The sequence below is a fragment of the Acinetobacter sp. AOR34_HL genome (assembly GCF_027854795.1).
GTDB lineage: Bacteria > Pseudomonadota > Gammaproteobacteria > Pseudomonadales > Moraxellaceae > Acinetobacter > Acinetobacter junii.
The window spans coordinates 42,699-61,035 of the sequence record NZ_JAKTID010000039.1; the positions used below are offsets into that span (position 1 = coordinate 42,699).

Below are 18,337 nucleotides of genomic sequence, written 5' to 3' on the forward strand. Positions count from 1 at the left end.
AGGTAAAACTTACTTTAGATTAAATACTGAGTAAAGAATTTAGTGTTTCAGAAACATTCTTAGATTTAACTTTCGGCTGCATCGCTTTAAGTGCTTGCTGTACCTGAGAACGCTGAGGTTCGGCTAAGGTGTACCAACGTGACAACACTTGTAATAAACGAGAACCTAAAATTGGATTTTTCTCATCAAGATAAGTCGCAAGATTAATGAAATGTTCAACGCCAAAACTCCATGTATTCACGGGACTATTAGATAATCCACCACTCACAGAGCGAATACGATTCGGTGTACCTAGATCATAATCAGGATGCTTAGTGAGGTATTCTATGGTTTCTGCAGTCGCATTAGGGTTAGATGATTGAATCGTAAACCATTGATCTAAAGATAAAGCTTCATCTTTGAAACGATTATAGAAATCATCCAATACCGACTGGGCTTGAGGTGCATCATTCCAAACAAGAACCCGCAAAGCACCTAAACGCTCAGTCATATTTCCTGTTTGCTGATATTGCTGATAAGCCAAATCGAAAGCAGATTCATCACCTTGACGTGCCAACATATTTAACATGATGTTTTTCAGTGCACGTACACCCATAGCCAAAGAAAACTCTTTCTGCAAGTCAGGATCAAGCGCTAAATAGGTTTCCTTCCAGAACGAGCCAAGTTCACGTGCCAAACGATTTATAACTGCTTCACGTTTTTCACGTACTAATTCTGGTTCATAATCTTGATCGATACGGCTACCTAAGTAACTTTCACTTGGAACATCAAACAAACGTGATGCAAGTAAAGGATCTTTATTAACCAAATCAGGCAAAGTATTTTTAATTGCTTGGATGTAGGTATCTGCTTGATGATCTTCTAATAAAATACGTTCTAGCAACGTTTGTGTCGCTTGCCATTGGTTAAAACCATTGGTTTCATGTTGAATCAAGAAAGCCAGATCATCATTTGAATAATCAAAGCTTAAATTCACTGGTGCAGAGAAATTACGTAGTAATGAAGCGACTGGTTGTTCGGTCACATCTGTGAATTCAATAGTAGCTTCATCTTGATCAAATAGGTAAACGCCATCTTTTACATCATTTACAAACAGATCAGCACTATTCAAAGTGTACTGCTCACCTGTTTTTGCATTGAACAATGCTAAAGCAACTGGGATTGGCACAGCTTTCAAATTTGGATATTTAGGATGTGCTTTTAGACTTTGTTTCAAGCTTAAACGATAGGTCTTTGCAGCCGCATCGTATTCACCTTTTGCTTCTAGCTTAGGTGTACCAGGTTGGTTATACCACGTAAGGAAATTTGATAAATCCACACCTGAGCCTGCACTGAGTGCAGCAACCCAATCTTCAACAGTAACCGCTTGACCATCATGACGAAGGAAATATTCATCTGTGCCTTTACGGTATTTTTCTTTACCTAAAAGTGTTGCCATCATGCGGTTAATTTCCGCACCTTTTTCATAAACTGTCGCTGTGTAGAAATTATTGATTTCCACAAAATGATCTGGACGAGGAGGATGAGATAAAGGACCTGCATCTTCAGGGAATTGATGTGCTTTTAATACAGCAACATCATCGATACGCTGTACTGCTGCCGACTGTAAATCCTCAGAGAAAGACTGATCTCGGAATACAGTTAAGCCTTCTTTTAAGCAAAGCTGAAACCAATCACGACAAGTAATACGGTTACCAGTCCAGTTATGGAAATATTCATGTGCAATCACCGATTGAACACGCATGATTGCAGCATCAGTCGTATATTCTTCATCAGCAAGTACACAAGAAGTATTAAAGATATTTAAGCCTTTATTCTCCATCGCACCCATATTGAATTGGCTGACAGCCACAATCATATAGTTGTCGAGATCATAAGGACGACCATAATGTTCCTCATCCCAACGCATCGAATGCTTTAATGCTTCCATCGCAATATGACATTTTGGAATATCTTTCTCGATCGCGTAAATTTCTAAGGCAACATCACGACCTTCAGAAGTTGTATAACGATCTCTCAATACCGCTAAATCACCAATGACACAGGCGAATAAGTAACTTGGTTTCTTGGTTGGATCTTGCCAAATTGCAAAATGACGATCTTCACCTGCCTCACCCGTTTCCAGTAAGTTACCGTTTGCCAATAAAACAGGATATTTTTTGTCTGCTTCTACACGCGTTGTGAAGACAGACAATACATCAGGACGATCTGGATAAAAGGTAATTTTGCGGAAACCTTCAGGTTCATTTTGGGTAACAAATAAATCACCTGCCTTATATAAACCTTCCAGTTGGGTATTAGACTCTGGGTGAATGATCACCTGAGTTTGAATAATGACCTCATTTGGTGCATCGGTGATCTTTAATTGCTCTGTATCTAACTCATATTGATCGGCAGTTAATAATTCACCGTTGAGTTGAATAGATTTAAGTTCTAAATCACGTCCTAATAAGATTAAAGCACCTGCCGCTTGTCTCTTCATCACTAATGTTGAATCAACAATCGTATGATCATCATAGACTTGTATATCTAAGTTGATTGATTCAACAAAAAAAGATGGTTTTTGATAGTCTTTCAAATAAATGGTTTGATCTGCTTGTACAGGAGGTTGCGCCGCAATATTCATCAGTAATCCTTAATCTTTCATCATGTCGTTAGATGGTCTTGTTGGCAAGACTTCTTGATTTGCAAATCATACGCCAACTTATAAATCCTGTCTTTAGAACCACAGTATTGGGTTTGTATAAACGAATTTCAAATTTAAACGTTGAATCAACTTATCGTTTAGACAAAATTACAACACTGTTTTCCATTCTTAAATCAAAAATACAAAAGCAAATGTCACTCATCGACTAACTTACATTTTTTTGCTGTGTTTAACATTTTGTGCACGGTTATTGCTTAATCATATATGCCAAAGTAGGTATGTAAAAATAACAAGTGAGGGTTTTATTATGGAATTAAAAGCGCATCTATATCGTTTAGAAAACATTAAAGCAATTCACGATCTCGCAACGGCTGGAATTGATCATCAAGTTATTTCAGTCTTTTTATCAGCAGAAGGCATTTGTATTACACCAATTGAAGTAACAAATATTGTGAATACTTACGATGCCTTAGGTAAAGAAAAAGTCCCAACAAAAAAAGTACAAGCCTTACTCGCTGCTAAAAAAATCTGTCAGGAGGACGAAAATTTACCATGCCCTGTTTAATCAAATTCAACCCAACAAAAAACCTCGAATTAATCGAGGTTTTTTTATTCATTTAGAAGTTATGGATTAGCACTATCCGTTCTTAGCCAAACAACCGTTCGCCCGAGAGCAGAAACACCCATATAACCACGCATACGAAGACGCTTTCCTTCGCCAGTCACAACACCCTTGCCTTTGTAGATGCGACCCGAAGTCGGTTCCAACACACGACCATCAATATATGAGTCAGGTTTATCTGGATCTTCTCTAAATCCTGAAAGAATTTGCAGTCCCAATATCGGCTTATTGGTAAAAGGTGCAGGACATTTTGAACAGTTTGTTAAGGCAATACCATGTGAATTTGGATAACGATAGACAATTTTCCCGTGATAACGCCCATCATTTCCTTTACGGATCTCAACAATTGAAAGCTGCTCACCTGTACGCTCTTCTATACTTTTCCAGTAACCTTCGATAGACGCAGAAAAACCTAACGCACTCACAAACGATAAACTAAGCCCCATGATTCCTTTCATGAGCATTTGATTCAACATATTAACCCCGTCATTTTAAAAACTAAATTATTCATCTTTATAGATTTAATGCGCGAAAACTAACATAGTTTTAAACAATTTACACTGTACGCATGAGTTCTTTTGACTATAAAAGCAACATGATTAATCGTTCAGTACGAATCTATACCTGCGTACGACCTAGTGCAGAGATGCCCATATAGCCTCGCATACGCATACGCTTACCATCTGCACTTAACTGAGCTTTACCTTTGTAAATATTACCAGTTTTAGGCTCTAAGACCCGACCATCAATATACTGATTCGGTTTCTTAGGATCTTCTTTCAAACCCCAAGCGATTTGCAGTCCTAAGATTGGTTTATTTTTAAAAGGTTCAGGACATTTAACACAGTTCGTCAATACTGCTCCACCTGGCACTGGATAGCGATACACAATCGTTCCAGTATACGTATTATCAGGTTTCTTTTTTAATTCGATAATTGAAAGTTGTTCGCCTGTTCGATCGTCAATACTTTTCCAAAAACCTTCAGGTGTAGCTGCAAAAGTCATCAAACTAGATAAGGCTAATGACATGCTCATGAGTCCTTTCATGAGTGAGTTTTTTTGCATAAATCGCTCCGTAATGCAAAATAGATCCATCTAAGATACATATGTATTACAATGCTGACTGGCAGTCAATCAGACTTGAGCATATTTAATTACTTAAAATCAAAATATTTCTTAATAAAATCACATATTGAAAAACTAATATTAACCACTTCACATTTTAGCATTATTCAACAACACCATTTGAGATTCTATCCAATCTAAATATCTTCAATTTCACCTCAAAACTATTGCCACATATACAACTCCTCCCATCGTTGTAAATCTATTTTAATCTTTACATCATAGAATATGCTCTACATGTATAATTACCGTTTTGAGGTTCAGAGGTAATAATTCAATGGAATTACAGATTCTACAAAAACAGTTAGATGAAAGTAGCCATTGCCCTTTATGCCACGCTTCAATGTATTGGATTGAAGCTGAACAATATTCACAAGAAATTCAATTTCACGAATGTAGCCATTGCCAACATCGAGTATTTACAAATAGCAGTAAGTTAAATTGCCATTGTGATCAATGTACAGCTCAGCGTAAGAAACAAACACAACAAACAAAAATTCAAGAACAACGTAAATACAAAGTCAAAGACGAAGTCATCTACAGCTTGAATCAGCTCAGCTTTATTCATAAGTTGTTCTTATTAAGTCTACTTGATGGATATGCCCGTGAAGATGTTCAACATGATGAACTCATTCATTGGAAAAATATTAAGTACCATGAGATTACTCCAAACTATTTATTTCAAAATCAAATTGTTAAAGAGCTATTAAATAGTGGAATCTTAAAATCTCCAGATTCAAGTATCGAGACAGAAAGTTTTTACTTAAATATAAGACTTGATGGCTATTCTGATCCGAGTTTATTCAGTGTTGCTCAGCAACTTCGATATTGGTTTTACGAAAATTTAAGTTTAGGTATTCCATTTAAAACAGTAGATGAAGTAAAAGATGCACTTTATCTTGTTTTATATCAAGAAATTGTCCAGTTTATGCAATTTTACTGTCGTACGTGGGGTATCCAAATTGCAGGTAATCGCTCTTTTCAAGGCTTTTGCTATCGATTAATGGAAAATCTAGCTGTTGGTCAACTCTTTTATTTGATTCAAACTGCATTGGAATATTTGTATAAGCAAAAAGCGCTACAAGTTAAAAATGAAAAGTTTATTAACACTAATCTCTTGAAAAAAACCTTAGAGCAGTATCGAGAACGAGCAACAACTGAGCGTTGGGAAACAAGCACTTTACCAAGACCTCATAACATTCCGTTGAGTAAAATGAGTGAAGTCTTGTTATTTAAATTTCTTGGTTATGATGAAAGTATTTTTTTCCAACCAATTTGGAAGTCATGGCGCAAGATTGAACCACGTTTAAATTTTTATTCAGTAAAGCGTTGTATGTATTGTGGTTCGAATGATCTTGCGGTTGATTATGATGCAAAAGATTATGTTTCGTTGATTTGTCGCCAATGTAAACATCAAGACCACTATTTTACACGCTAAAATTTAGCAACTAGTTTCATAAAGTAAGGATTCGATATGTCTTTAAAACAACAGCTTATTGATCAAGTGATTGAGGCTTGGCATTCCTTACAAGACAAAGTTCCTCTTGTTCAATGTATCACCAATAGCGTTGCAACGAATTACACTGCGAATATCTTGCTTGCTGCTGGTGCTTCTCCAGCCATGATCGACAATCCTTTTGAAGCTGAAGCATTCACTAAAATTAGTTCCGCGCTTAGTATCAATACTGGGACCCCCACGACGGAACAAACGCAAGCGATGCTCATTTCTGCACGGACAGCACAGCAGCAGCAAACGCCTTGGGTACTTGATCCAGTAGGTTATGGAGCAGTTTTGCGATGGCGGAGCGAGACAGTAGACCAGTTATTAAACTTTAAACCCAATATTATTCGGGCAAATGCTTCTGAAATTAGCACCCTAGCTGGTAATCAAACAGAATCGAAAGGTGTAGACAGCACATTAAACAGCCAAGATGTTTATGAACAAGCAAAAAGCTTATTGCAATATTCAGAGTGTATTGCGATTTCTGGCGAATCCGATTTCATCATTTCAAAACAACTAAATACAGTGATTCAGGTGAATGGTGGTTGCTATCTTCAACCTAAAATAACGGCAACAGGCTGTGCATTAGGCGCATTGACTGCTGCGTATCACGCTGTAAGCACGCCTACAATTGCTGCACTTGCATCCCATATACATTTTGCTATAGCTGGAAAATTGGCGTATGAACATGCTCAGACTGTGGGTAGTTTCAATGTCGCATTTTTAGATTATGTACATATGTTGGATGATAATTTGATTCGGCAATATGTCGATATTGAATTGTTATAATCCGAATTATGGATGAGCCATAGAATTTTAAAAAAATAAATATTAAGGCTATCAGTTGAGTTCAAACGGCATTGTTGCACAAAGCTATTCTTGAAGGCTTCGATACAGCGATTTAATGCTGTTTAATGATTAAATCTCTATTCTGTCTTTTTAAACATATGGTCACTGGCTTTGCTCAAAGCCTGATTAAACTCTGTGGTTTGAAGTGGACACACCAGATTACTCCACCCTCTGTAGACGACAAAAGCATATTGATATTGCGATAAGCTATCAGAAAAGTCGTGACGGGTTACACCTACTCGTCGACTTTACAGGGTTAAAATTTTTTAGATGAAGGCGAATGGAAGCGTAAGAAACATCAGCCTGAATATCGTCGCCAATGGCGCAAACTGCATATTGGTATAGATGCTAAGACCCTTCAAATTCGAGCAGTTCAGCTCACAACAAACAATGTGAGTGATTCACAGGTGCTTGGTGATTTGCTTGATCAAATTCCGTTGAATGAACAAATTGATTCAGTCTATACAGATGGTGCTTATGACACAAAGCACTGCCGACAAGTCATTTTAGATCGAGATGCACATGCAGCCATTCCACCTAGGAAGAATGCAAAGCCTTGGGAAAGATAAGAAATTGAGATCTTTAGAGAGGAATGAATTATTAAAAACAGTCAAACGACTAGGTAGGTTACTTTGGAAAAAATGGTCTGGTTATCATCGTCGAAGTTTAGCGGAAACCAAAATGCATTGCATCAAATTATTAGACGATAAATTAACAGCAAGGAGTTTTCCTATTCATGTGAATGAGATTCATGCACATGTAGCAGTTTTGAATAAATTCACAGAATTAGGTCGCCCTCATACCGAAGTTGTCACTTGAATTTAGCTCAATTAGGGTAGCATTATCTTTCAAACCTTTGTGCAACAAAGCCGTTTACAACCAAAAGAACAAAATGGAACTTATTACTATTGCAAAACCAAAAAACATTGACGACTTAATATAAAACCATATTTTTTTATGTTGATCTATTACTTCTATTGCCGAGTTAAAATTCAACCCATAGAATAGTTTTCTTTTTTCAAAAAAGTTTTCTAAGCTTTTTTCCGAAATAAAGAAAATTATATTGATAAAAGTAACACCTAAAATTACTGCCTCAATATTAGCAACATCCATTGATTTGTTTTTATACAAGTTTCCATAAAATATACTCTTCAAACCTTCATTACTATTCACGTATCTTGCAGCCAATTGGTGAAAAATCGCCCACAACACAACAGATAATAATAAATAAATTACTAATAAATCTTTAAGCAACATATAAATCCCAATTATTTAAGTCTTTCATAGCTATATTCTGCAATTGTCGCACCAGTAACTCCACCCAAATATCCTCCACCCAAAGTAAATACAACACCAGCTACTCCTAATACAACAAGGACTGGAAGTCCAACAGTTCCTCCAGCAACACCTATTACAATAGCACCAACTGCAGCTCCAGCTTTAGCTCCCAGAACTCCACCAATAAGCCCCCCCTCAATTTTTCCAGTTTGCTTAATAATTTCTTTTCTAGTAGCCTCTGAATCACCAGTCTTATAAGCATCTGCAACAGATTGCCCGCTGCTAATAATATCCCAAGCAAAAACTAAACGACCACCATATTTTAAACCTTTACTAACTTTCGAGGTTTCATCCATATTTTTAATATATTCATCAATACTACTATTATTTTTAGCTCGAACAAAAACAGTACGTCTTATTGCATCTCTATCATTCTTATAATTAATTCCATGATTCCATGAAAAAAATTTTTGGCCTGCAGCTTGGTTCATTCTTTTTATATCACTGGCATATTGCCTTTCAAAGCCAGCAAAGTGTCTCCTTGTCGATATTTTACTTTTTATACTTTTTTCATAGTCCATATATTTAAGTAAAGCAGTATAGCTACTAGCAGCTTCCTTATTTGCATGTCCTATTAAATTAACGGCACTATCCACCCCTTCTTTTGCAGCAAAAACAAATGGATCTTTTTTTAAATTTTCTGCAAAAAGTTCATGAAAATCAGGAGTTATGGGTTCCTTTACAAAACCAACTAGATCACTCTGTTTCTTTATTTCTTGTAATTGATCGTATGTGTTAGCAAAATATAAAGGATCAAAACTCGAGTCTTTTAACAGCGATTTTAATTTAGACTCAGCTTGACTTGCTTTTACACGATAATCAGCTAAGTCCTTTGCAGTAGTACTGTTAGACAAAATAAGAATTTGGCCTGGTATTAAAATTTTTATAGGCGCGATATTTTCAATGTGTGCATTGTTACTTCTTAAAACATCCCAATCAGAACATGTTAATGGACGTTTAAATACTCGTTTAGACCAATCCATCATTGTTTCTTTTTGTTTAACCAAATACCAACCGACTTTACCATCGTTTAAATAAATTTCTTTAATGTTTTCAGTAGCTTTTTTAGTAATCGCACTTGTCGTTTTTATGCTAAAAGCACTCCAATTACTTTTTGTTGAATAGGCTTTGGCAGAAATTTTTTGCAGTGGCTCTCCCCGAATATAAACCTCATAAATCAAAACAGTATTTATATTATGAATTTCATACCATTGAGTAAAACCTTGTTCATCAAAACGGCCTTCAAAAATTGTTTGTTTATTCGTACTTTTGTTATGAACAACAAACTTATATGTCAAATCTTTTAACTTTAAAGGAGCTTGTACATTAAGCTTTAATCGACTGTGATGCATATCTGCTCCTTATTCTTCCGCATTTCCATCTTCTTCAGCTTCTTCAGCTTCTTCAATCTCATTGACCATGACCCTTGTTGTCAGGGATTGAGCTGAAGCCGTGGTTTTTAAATTCATAAACCCATTTCTATCCGTTACACCCTTTTGGATATTCCCACTTTCATCAATAAGAAGATAAGGTCTTTTCATTAATGCCTGATTTTCTTTATTTTTAACTAAATATTGAAGAATATAGGGGTTATCCATTTCAGGCAAAACAGGCATTTGTGGTGATATAGTTGCCCCATCCATAAACAAATGCTGCCCTACTTTTGCTTCAAACTTGCCACTGGTCACAGGGAAAATACCTGAACCATTCAGTTTGATCTGAGAACCACCGGCAGTAATCACAATTTCTTTGGGGCTAGTGATCTCAATGCGGTCTTCGGTTGAAATAATCTGAATGCCTTGCTTGGCCAGTAAGTCCATGCCATCCGATTGAGCCTGAACCTCAAACTTACCTTTGGCAGCAACCTGCTTAATCCCACTCTCTGCGGCAAACAGGCTAATCCTGTTTTGTGCATGCGTAACCAGGTCCTTCTGTGTACTTAAATTGATACTATCACCTGCAAACTGGTTGATCTGCCCATCCGCAGATAAATGAATATCTTCATTGGTACTTAAACCAATACCCGCACGTGAGTTCAGCAATAATAGTGATTTTTTAAATTGAGCAATTTTATCTTGAATCTGCTCAGCGAATTCTTTGAGTTGATCAACGGATTCAATTTCATCGGTCTGCTGGTTCTTGGCCACTTCACTTAAGGCTTTGGCATTGTTTTGATTGCCTTCCAGCTGCTGCTTGGCAGGCTGTACATCAAGATGTTCACCTTGCGCCTTATCCTGTTTATGCGTGGAAACGAGTAAACCTTCACCTGCACGTACTGCACCCCATTGATCTGTACGCAATTCAAAGCCTTCACCGCGGTCTTCGCTTTCCGCTGTAGCTTTTGGGTGGCTCAGTTTACCAAGATTCAACTGGCTGGCAGCATGACTGCTTTGCAGTTGCGCACTGATCTGACCTGTAGTGTCATCAAAACGCAGTTGGTTAAAACCTTCGCCCTGATATTCTCTGGACTTAATCCCTGCCAGTTTTTTGGTGTCTGGCAGCTTGCCGGCATTGTCGAACTTGGTTGGACTGCGATGGGCTTCGTGAATGCGTCCGACCACAAATGGACGGTCAATGTTGCCATCAAAGAAGTCAATTACCACGATTTCATCGATACGTGGCAGGAAGCGTGCACCATAGCCTTCACCAGCCCAAGGGGTCAGTACATCGACCCAGGCTGAATCGGTATCGTTGTCATTGGCCCCCGCACCACCATCGTGGTTATGGTCTTCACTACGGGTAAACAAGAAACGGACTTTGACACGGCCCCATTCATCCACATGGATTTCTTCACCGCTTGGCCCTACCACTTTAGCGCGTTGTGGGTGTACTGTGGGTCGGTGTTGCTCTGGTTGATATTCAGGGACTGTTTTGATGTTACGGCGTTGTAAGGTCAGTGTATTGGCTTGGCGTTCTTCTTTATTGGTTTGGATATTGGCATTTTGCCAATTGCTTTGTTGCAGCAATTGGTTAATTTGCTGGTTCAGATCTTTGGGAAGGTTGTTTTGATTATAGTAGCTTTTGCCTGTAATCAGAAATTCTTGATCTGATCCACTGTGTTGGTCTATTGCAGGATGTTCAGTCAGTTGAAACCAGTAGCCTACTTGTGTATCACGTACCGTAGTTTGAGCGGTGAAGTATTTGGATTGTAGGTCGTGATAGTGTCCTAAGATTTGGTTAAACTTTTCGATTTGTGAGTTGCCTGATGCGGTCGCTCCATCTTCTCCGTTGAGGTCTTGCATCCATGCTGGGCTAAAGTGCCATGCATCCTCTAAGCTGAGACTGGCATTGTCGTAGTGTGCACTATGTTGATGGGTACTTTGTACACGTCCTGCACCCTGTTCTTGTTTCAGTACATCAGCTTGCCAGCGTTGGATATACACACTATTGGGTTGCAGTGAGCGTTGTCCTATCAAACTAGTCATACTGTCATATTTTTCTGTGGCGTTACTGCGATGGTATCGAATCTGTCGACGCGCTAAAGTTCGGTATTGACTGTTGTCATCAATCAGACGGAGTTTTTGGGGTTGGATGGCTGCACTGCTGTTTGGCACGATCAGCAGTGCTTCATCAATAAGCCAGTTGATGCCTTCACTACGTAATAATCGAGTTAAGAACTCATAGTCCGTTTCGTTGTGTTGCATGATAAATGGACGGACACCATCGTCTTGTTGTAGTCCATTTAAATCAAGGCTTAGGCTCGCAGCGAAGAGTGGGCTTTTTTGTTGCCATTCTTTAAATACAATCTCTATAACATCAACCACAGTTTTATTGATAAACACACGGCTATTGCGACGTTTTTTCCACAGTGCAGTAGGATCTTCAAGTGTAAGTTTATAGAGGCTTAAACTGCCGTCGGATTGGCCCTGAAAGGCCTGAGTAATAAGACCTGTAGTGCGAAACAATTGTCCTGAGTCAGTGACTTGATCAACCGCGACTTGGCTACCAATGAATTGTTTTAATGAAATCGTAGCATCAGTGGATAAGCAAATCAGTTCCGCACGGATGCCTTGATTGATTTCATGTTGCCCATCTATGCGTTGTAAAAAGACTTCGGCATTTAATATAGGATTGGAAAATTGAATATGGAGGGCACGTTTTTGTGAAGTGATGCCTAATTGATCTAATGCGCGAAATATATTATTCAACATCTCTTGTTATTTAATATTGACTTAAATTTCGCGCATTCTATAAACCATAGACTAATCTGTCTATATTTTTAATGTTAATTTATTGCAACAAATTAACTAATCTGTTGAATTCTCAAAATTAATCTCGTAATTTCAATCATACGGTAGACTTAAAATAATTTTCTTTATCTACATCAATAACTTCAACACAAATTTGTGTTTTAAAATCTGAATCAGATTGTAAATATTTTTTTATTTTAAGTGCCTGTAAAAGTGCTTCACCAAGTTGCTTTTTCTGTTCTGCAGTTCGACCACTTAACAGATATAACTTGAGATGAATATATGCTTCTAAAGGCAGATCTATACCTATTAAAAAACTCTGATCTTTGAAAATTCGTGACTTAATGTCCTGTTCGACAAATTGCTTCGAGTCAAGTAATGTTGAATTAATTTGCTCTAATAATTGAACTTCATCTAAATCAATCAAGTTTGCTGAATAGTTCACTATGATATGAGGCATACAATCATCCTATTCTATAAATAACAATGCCAAACGCACCTGATCATAAGCCATTCTCGGACTAGTTGCTTCAACAATCGGGCGTAATTTAATAGAGCCATCATCCGTAAAATGTTCTGGATTTTTACGCTTGCTCAATCGTTTATAGATTTTTCGAACTTCCTCAACAACTTCATCACCAGGATGTGCAACTGAAATATCCAAACCTTGCTCTTTGTGAAGGCGCGATAAATGATTGATGATGGTAGCTGGAGTCAAACCTCTCTCGTGAGCAATATCTTCAATTTCATAACCACCCTCAAACAATGCCTTCGTTTCATCCAAAGTAGCAGCCGCATAACTTTGCTTAGCTCCTTTGCTTAATTTTTTCTCATTTCGACTAATTTCAGTCGGGTTCAAAGTCCCCCCACAGTGTCGAATAAAGGCATTATGTTGAGTTGTCAAATCCATTTGTTCAAAGTTGATTTCCGCCTCACTCGAAAGCTCTTGAAAACGGCGATCAGCTTTTATTGCTAAACTATCCAACTCTAAAGCTTGCTCATTAAATCCAAGAAGTTTTAGACCTGTTAGTGATTTTAAACGCGAAAGAGCCACATACCCCTGACCTTTTTCAAAAGTATGGGTAAGATTGATTTCGGCAGCTTCTAAAGTCATTCCTTGGCTTTTATGAATCGTAATCGCCCATGCTAGACGTAATGGAATTTGTTGAAAACTTGCAATCACTTTGCCTGCTTCATTTTCAATTGACCATGTTTCTGGCTCAACCAATAATGTTGTTCCATCCGTCAATTTAACTTTTGGCAAGATCCCTTGTGTATCATCTTCCTCGAAGCCAATCACCTCTCCCAAGCTTCCATTGATATATCCCATATCAAAATTGTTTTTTACAAACATAACTTTGGCATGCTTTTTTAAGGTAAGTTCTTCAGGGGCGCGAACAGATGATTTCAAGGTTTCAATCAGTTTTTCATTCCCATCAACAACCGCATTGAATTGATGACTCTCGTTATCAATTTCATTCAAATGCTGATAATTGATGTTATCAACATCCATATTGTGTGTGTAAAGACGTGTAAACGTCTCACCTATATCGTGATGTTTAGACTGCTGCAAAGCTGAGATATGGTGATTTTCAATACTTTGAGCACGAATAGCGTTTAAAATTTGGTTAAGAATTTCATCGTCTTGACGATGTTGTTCGGTTAAATAGCAAACTCGAAATTTAGCTTCAACCCATGCATCAGACATAAAGCAAAATTTATCACGGTTGGCTTCACCGTTTCGACCTACGGGTGGTAACTGGAAAAAATCTCCCGCAACAATCACTTGTATGCCACCAAAAGCCTCATCGCTTTCTTTAAAATATTTTAAGACTTGATTAACAAGATTTAGCTGCTTAGCGTGCAGCATTGAAATTTCATCTATGATAAGAACCTGAGCATTTTCTAAATGTTCTTTTAAATACTTACGCTCTTTCATACGCTTAAGATCATCATCACTCAAGCTATCTTTAATTCCAATCCCTGCCCAAGTATGAATAGTCATACCATTCATATGCGTCGCGGCAATTCCAGTGGATGCAGTGATCGCTACTGGAACTTTACGCGCCTTGAGGTACATGATGTATTGATTGAGCGTATAGGTTTTACCTGCACCAGCTGAACCTGTTAGGAAAACATTTTCCCCAGCTTTGAGTATATTCAGTGCAGTTTCTTGTTTCATAATTTCGTCAGTCAAAAACAACAGCACATAGCTTAACGATTTTTTAAGAAAAATAAAAATCTAGCTGTTTAGAGAACTGCCAATGTCGCAGATTTGGATTGACAACTTATGGTTTTCATTTAATGTGTTTGCTAATGAATTTTGACTCGATCTATAACAATGAATACTTCAAACCTTCATACATATCAAACAGATATATTAGGTGAGGATTATCAGCAACTGACTTTAAATTTTGCTGATGATTACGATGGCAAAGTCGTGGCAACATTAATTCGAAAAAAAGCCCACAACCCAACAAAAAAAGCTGTTTTGTATATTCATGGTTTTGCTGATTATTTTTTTCAAACTGAAATGGCTGAAAAATTTAATCAACATGGTTATGACTTTTATGCGCTCGACCTAAGAAAATATGGTCGTTCAAAGCTTCCGCATCAGAAATTGTATTATGTACTTGATTTAAGAGAATATGATGCTGAAATCAGTAAAGCACTCGAGATCATAGCTAAAGAAAATCATAATCAAGTTCTATTGGCAGGACATTCAACGGGTGGACTCATCTCAACCTTATATGCTGCGCATTATCCTGATCATCGTTTAATTAAAGCATTATGGGCAAATAGCCCATTTTATGACTTTTATAAAAGTGTGATTGAGAAAAAAGTCGGTATTCCTCTATTAAGTGAAGCAGGTAAACATTTACCCAATGCCAAATTTCCAAGTGGACTAAACCCTTGGTATACCCCAAGTTTGCATAAAGACTTTTATGGAGAGTGGGATTTCAATTTAGATTGGAAACCTAAATCTATGCCATTTGTACATTTGTGTTTCGTTCACGCGATTCATGAAGCGCAAAAAGAAATTCATCGTGGTGTAAGTTTGAAAATTCCAACGCTGATCATGCATTCCCATCAATCTAAATATCCTAAAAAATGGGGTATAGATGCGCAGCAAAGCGATGTGATTCTTGATGTGAAAGATATGATTCACAATGCTAAGAAAATGAAAGGTGATGTACAAACTTTAGCAATTCATAATGGTTTACATGATCTTGTTCTGTCGGCGCCACCTGTTCGTGAAAACGTTTACCAACAATTGTTCCAATGGTTAGAACAAAAAATTCAATAATCATATTTATATTTGGCTGATTGAATCAGAGCAGTTATGAACTAGTTCTGATTTGGTCAGCTTCAATTTAAAAATGCACCAAATTTTAGCATTTTCTAAAAAAAGCCAAGCCATCAACGCTAAAAACAAACAAATTCAGTGCATAAAAAATAGTCATAAATTTATAAAAACCCCAAATATTTTACCAAATGGAATAAAAAACACTCTTCTAACCCATCTGACGACATTTTAGGCATCAGTTTTGCACCTCATAAGATGAATAAATCTTATTGGAGTGTTTTATGAATCACTCAAAATCTCCCTCATTTACTGCAAATGATACGTCTATTAACTCAGATGAATACTTTTCACAACGCCAACTTAAACAAGGATCTGTTGGTTGGATATTATTGATTGGACTCGGTGTAGCTTATGTCATTTCAGGGGATTTCGCTGGTTGGAATTTTGGACTCGCTCAAGGTGGTTGGGGCGGAATGTTTATTGCCACCATTTTAGTTGCGATTATGTATTTGTGCTTATGCCTATCAATGTCAGAAATGTCGACTATGATGCCAACTGCAGGTGGCGGATATAGTTTTGCACGTAGCATTTGGACCTTTCGGCGGATACCTGACAGGCACAGCGATATTGATTGAATATGCAATCGCTCCTGCTGCAATTGCTGTGTTTATTGGCGCTTATTGTGAATCATTATTTGGTATCAATGGGTGGATGATTTATCTAGCCTGTTATCTCATTTTTATGGAGATTCATTTAAAGGGTGCTGGTGAAGCGCTAAGCATTATTTTTGCAATCACTTCGATTGCAGTTCTAGCATTGATTGTTTTTATTGCAGCAATGCTGCCACATTTCCAATTTTATAATCTTTTTAATATATCTACCACTTCAGCAGCAGGTGCAAACGCCTTCTTACCGAATGGCTATATAGGCATATGGGCAGCAGTACCTTTTGCCATCTGGTTTTTTCTCGCCGTTGAAGGTGTCCCTCTAGCAGCTGAAGAAGCAAAAGAACCTCAGAAATCTCTCCCTCGTGGACTAATTGGTGCAATGTTGATCCTGACGACTTTCGCATTACTGATTTTGATCTTAGGTGTTGGTGCCGCAGGTGAAGATACATTAAAAAATTCTGGAGCCCCTTTAGTTGATGCACTCATTACTGTGTATGGTAAGGATTCTTGGTTAGCAACTTTTGTTAATTTCGTTGGTTTAGCTGGACTGATTGCAAGCTTCTTTTCCATTATTTATGCTTATTCTCGCCAATTTTTTGCATTATCACGCGCTGGTTATCTTCCTACATCCTTATCATTGACCAATAAAAACAAAGCGCCTTATTTGGCAATTATTATCCCAGGTATCATCGGTTTTTTCCTGTCATTGACCAAACAAGGTGATGCACTGATTTTAAAGGTTGTCTTAGAGAAGGTGGTCATTGGTCACATCAGTTTCATGATTTGCTACAATACAGCTTACTGCGTTCCGATTGGTGTACCAGTTAATATCACAAGCTCAGCTTGTTGAATAAAAATTCAATCAAAATTAATAAAAGAGTTTAATCAAATTTATGAATCTTCAAACTTCATTTCCAAAGACAATTTATGCAATTCAACATCTTGCGTTTGAAGACCTCGGCTCTCTTGAAGATGTATTCTATCAATTAGGTTTTAGAGTAAGGTATTTTGAGGCTGGTGTAGATGATCTAACTCAAGCACTAAACTATGAAGGATTAACGATTATCCTTGGTGGTCCAATTGGCGTATATGAATCAGAAGATTACCCATTTTTAATTCATGAAATCGAAGGACTAAAACAACGCTTAAAAGACAACAAACCTACTATAGGGATTTGTTTAGGCGCGCAATTAATTGCTTATGCTCTAGGTGCAAAAGTTTATGCTGGTCATACTAAAGAGATCGGTTGGGATAAATTAAAAATAAATCAGAAAGAGCATAATCTTTTAAATCCTCTTGAAAATATTCATGTTTTACATTGGCATGGAGATACTTTTGATTTGCCAGACGAAGCTACGCTACTCGCAAGCTCTGAACTTTACCCAAATCAAGCATTCCAAATTGGAAAGAATATTTTGGGATTACAATTTCATATCGAAATTAATAAAGATAATTTCGAACGATGGTTAATCGGTCATACTTGTGAAATAAGACAAACAGGCGTTTCGATTTCACAACTAAGAACAGATAATCAATTATATGCTGATAAGTTAGAACAAAGTTGCTCTATGGCTATTCAGCAATATTTATCTCAAATTTGCTAAATCATGATTACGTTGTTTATTGATTAGATATTAATTTTATCTAACAAATAAGAACTATTATTAATATTAACAATTTAATACAAAGAAAAAATTTATTGAACTGATTAGAATTATTGCAAAAATATCGTATGCAGTTACAATTGTTACCTAAATGTTATGAAAATACATTTTTATTTAATATTTTTGTGGTAGTGAAATGGACATCTTAAAATTTATCAAAAGTTTCAATACGGTTAACACATACTTAACATTAGCAATTTTTTTGCTTTGTACATTAGTTATTTATTTTTATCATCTAAATCCAAATAACTAAGTAAGAATTACTGTGTAAGTAGAGTAACTAAATAAACTTTATAGTTATTAAAGTTAAAAAAGGGGGATATTCCCACTGCTGTCCCATAGTTTGCTTTAAATAAAAAAACCTGAGTCTAAATAGTTAAAATATGAGTGCAAACAAACACTTTAACTATAAAGGACTCAGGTTTT

At 36.9% G+C, this 18,337-nt stretch carries 14 protein-coding genes and 2 pseudogenes; 8 read left to right on the plus strand and 8 right to left on the minus strand.

All coding sequences use genetic code 11. The features are described from left to right. Positions 1–19 precede the first annotated feature (19 nt). The gene (gene pepN / locus MKL32_RS06480) at positions 20–2,626 is read right to left on the minus strand and encodes an aminopeptidase N (protein ID WP_270900318.1); all 2,607 of its coding nucleotides are present in this window, start codon (positions 2,624–2,626) and stop codon (positions 20–22) included. A gap of 328 nt (positions 2,627–2,954) precedes the next feature. On the opposite strand from pepN, the gene MKL32_RS06485 reads away from it, so the two are divergent. Then, positions 2,955–3,212, plus strand: a complete 258-nt coding sequence (locus MKL32_RS06485; protein ID WP_004955000.1) for a hypothetical protein — start codon at positions 2,955–2,957, stop codon at positions 3,210–3,212. A 59-nt stretch (positions 3,213–3,271) separates the two neighbouring features. Here MKL32_RS06485 and MKL32_RS06490 read toward each other — a convergent pair whose 3' ends face one another. Both MKL32_RS06490 and MKL32_RS06495 read right to left on the minus strand, forming a co-directional pair. Beyond that, complete coding sequence (locus MKL32_RS06490) at positions 3,272–3,745, minus strand: DUF2147 domain-containing protein (protein WP_270900319.1); 474 nt, start codon at positions 3,743–3,745, stop codon at positions 3,272–3,274. Between the two features lie 142 nt (positions 3,746–3,887). Then, the gene (locus MKL32_RS06495; protein ID WP_262578974.1) at positions 3,888–4,334 is read right to left on the minus strand and encodes a DUF2147 domain-containing protein; all 447 of its coding nucleotides are present in this window, start codon (positions 4,332–4,334) and stop codon (positions 3,888–3,890) included. 337 nt (positions 4,335–4,671) lie between these two features. Between MKL32_RS06495 and MKL32_RS06500 the strand changes: the two genes are divergently transcribed. The 3 genes and pseudogenes from MKL32_RS06500 to MKL32_RS06510 form a co-directional block, all read left to right on the plus strand. Next, positions 4,672–5,832: a hypothetical protein gene (locus MKL32_RS06500; RefSeq protein WP_126132145.1), complete on the plus strand. Its 1,161-nt coding sequence runs from the start codon at positions 4,672–4,674 to the stop codon at positions 5,830–5,832. 36 nt (positions 5,833–5,868) lie between these two features. Beyond that, positions 5,869–6,684 carry a hydroxyethylthiazole kinase gene (thiM, locus tag MKL32_RS06505; protein WP_126132144.1) on the plus strand — a complete coding sequence of 272 codons (816 nt, stop codon included), beginning with the start codon at positions 5,869–5,871 and terminating at the stop codon, positions 6,682–6,684. Between the two features lie 116 nt (positions 6,685–6,800). Then, positions 6,801–7,563: pseudogene (locus MKL32_RS06510) on the plus strand (IS5 family transposase); the annotation flags it as partial. Positions 7,564–7,617: 54 nt separating this feature from the next. Here the strand turns inward: MKL32_RS06510 and MKL32_RS06515 are convergent. From MKL32_RS06515 to MKL32_RS06535, 5 genes are all read right to left on the minus strand, one after another. Then, the gene (locus MKL32_RS06515; RefSeq protein WP_005402385.1) at positions 7,618–8,001 is read right to left on the minus strand and encodes a hypothetical protein; all 384 of its coding nucleotides are present in this window, start codon (positions 7,999–8,001) and stop codon (positions 7,618–7,620) included. Between the two features lie 11 nt (positions 8,002–8,012). Next, positions 8,013–9,434, minus strand: coding sequence for a hypothetical protein (locus MKL32_RS06520; protein ID WP_270900320.1), 1,422 nt, complete (start codon positions 9,432–9,434; stop codon positions 8,013–8,015). A 9-nt stretch (positions 9,435–9,443) separates the two neighbouring features. Then, positions 9,444–12,233, minus strand: a complete 2,790-nt coding sequence (locus MKL32_RS06525) for a type VI secretion system Vgr family protein (RefSeq protein WP_270900321.1) — start codon at positions 12,231–12,233, stop codon at positions 9,444–9,446. 136 nt (positions 12,234–12,369) lie between these two features. Then, on the minus strand, positions 12,370–12,732 hold the full coding sequence (locus MKL32_RS06530) for a 5-carboxymethyl-2-hydroxymuconate Delta-isomerase (RefSeq protein ID WP_005402382.1): 363 nt from the start codon (positions 12,730–12,732) through the stop codon (positions 12,370–12,372). 9 nt (positions 12,733–12,741) lie between these two features. Continuing rightward, the gene (locus tag MKL32_RS06535; protein ID WP_151959132.1) at positions 12,742–14,454 is read right to left on the minus strand and encodes an AAA family ATPase; all 1,713 of its coding nucleotides are present in this window, start codon (positions 14,452–14,454) and stop codon (positions 12,742–12,744) included. 159 nt (positions 14,455–14,613) lie between these two features. Between MKL32_RS06535 and MKL32_RS06540 the strand changes: the two genes are divergently transcribed. From MKL32_RS06540 to MKL32_RS16210, 4 genes and pseudogenes are all read left to right on the plus strand, one after another. Beyond that, positions 14,614–15,579 (plus strand): alpha/beta hydrolase, encoded by a 966-nt coding sequence (locus MKL32_RS06540; protein ID WP_004912105.1) that lies wholly within the window; start codon positions 14,614–14,616, stop codon positions 15,577–15,579. A 473-nt stretch (positions 15,580–16,052) separates the two neighbouring features. Then, positions 16,053–17,097, plus strand: a pseudogene (eat, locus tag MKL32_RS06545) (ethanolamine permease). Positions 17,098–17,140: 43 nt separating this feature from the next. Continuing rightward, complete coding sequence (locus tag MKL32_RS06550) at positions 17,141–17,851, plus strand: glutamine amidotransferase (protein ID WP_004912117.1); 711 nt, start codon at positions 17,141–17,143, stop codon at positions 17,849–17,851. A gap of 196 nt (positions 17,852–18,047) precedes the next feature. Continuing rightward, complete coding sequence (locus tag MKL32_RS16210) at positions 18,048–18,164, plus strand: hypothetical protein (RefSeq protein WP_371863846.1); 117 nt, start codon at positions 18,048–18,050, stop codon at positions 18,162–18,164. Positions 18,165–18,337: the final 173 nt, after the last annotated feature.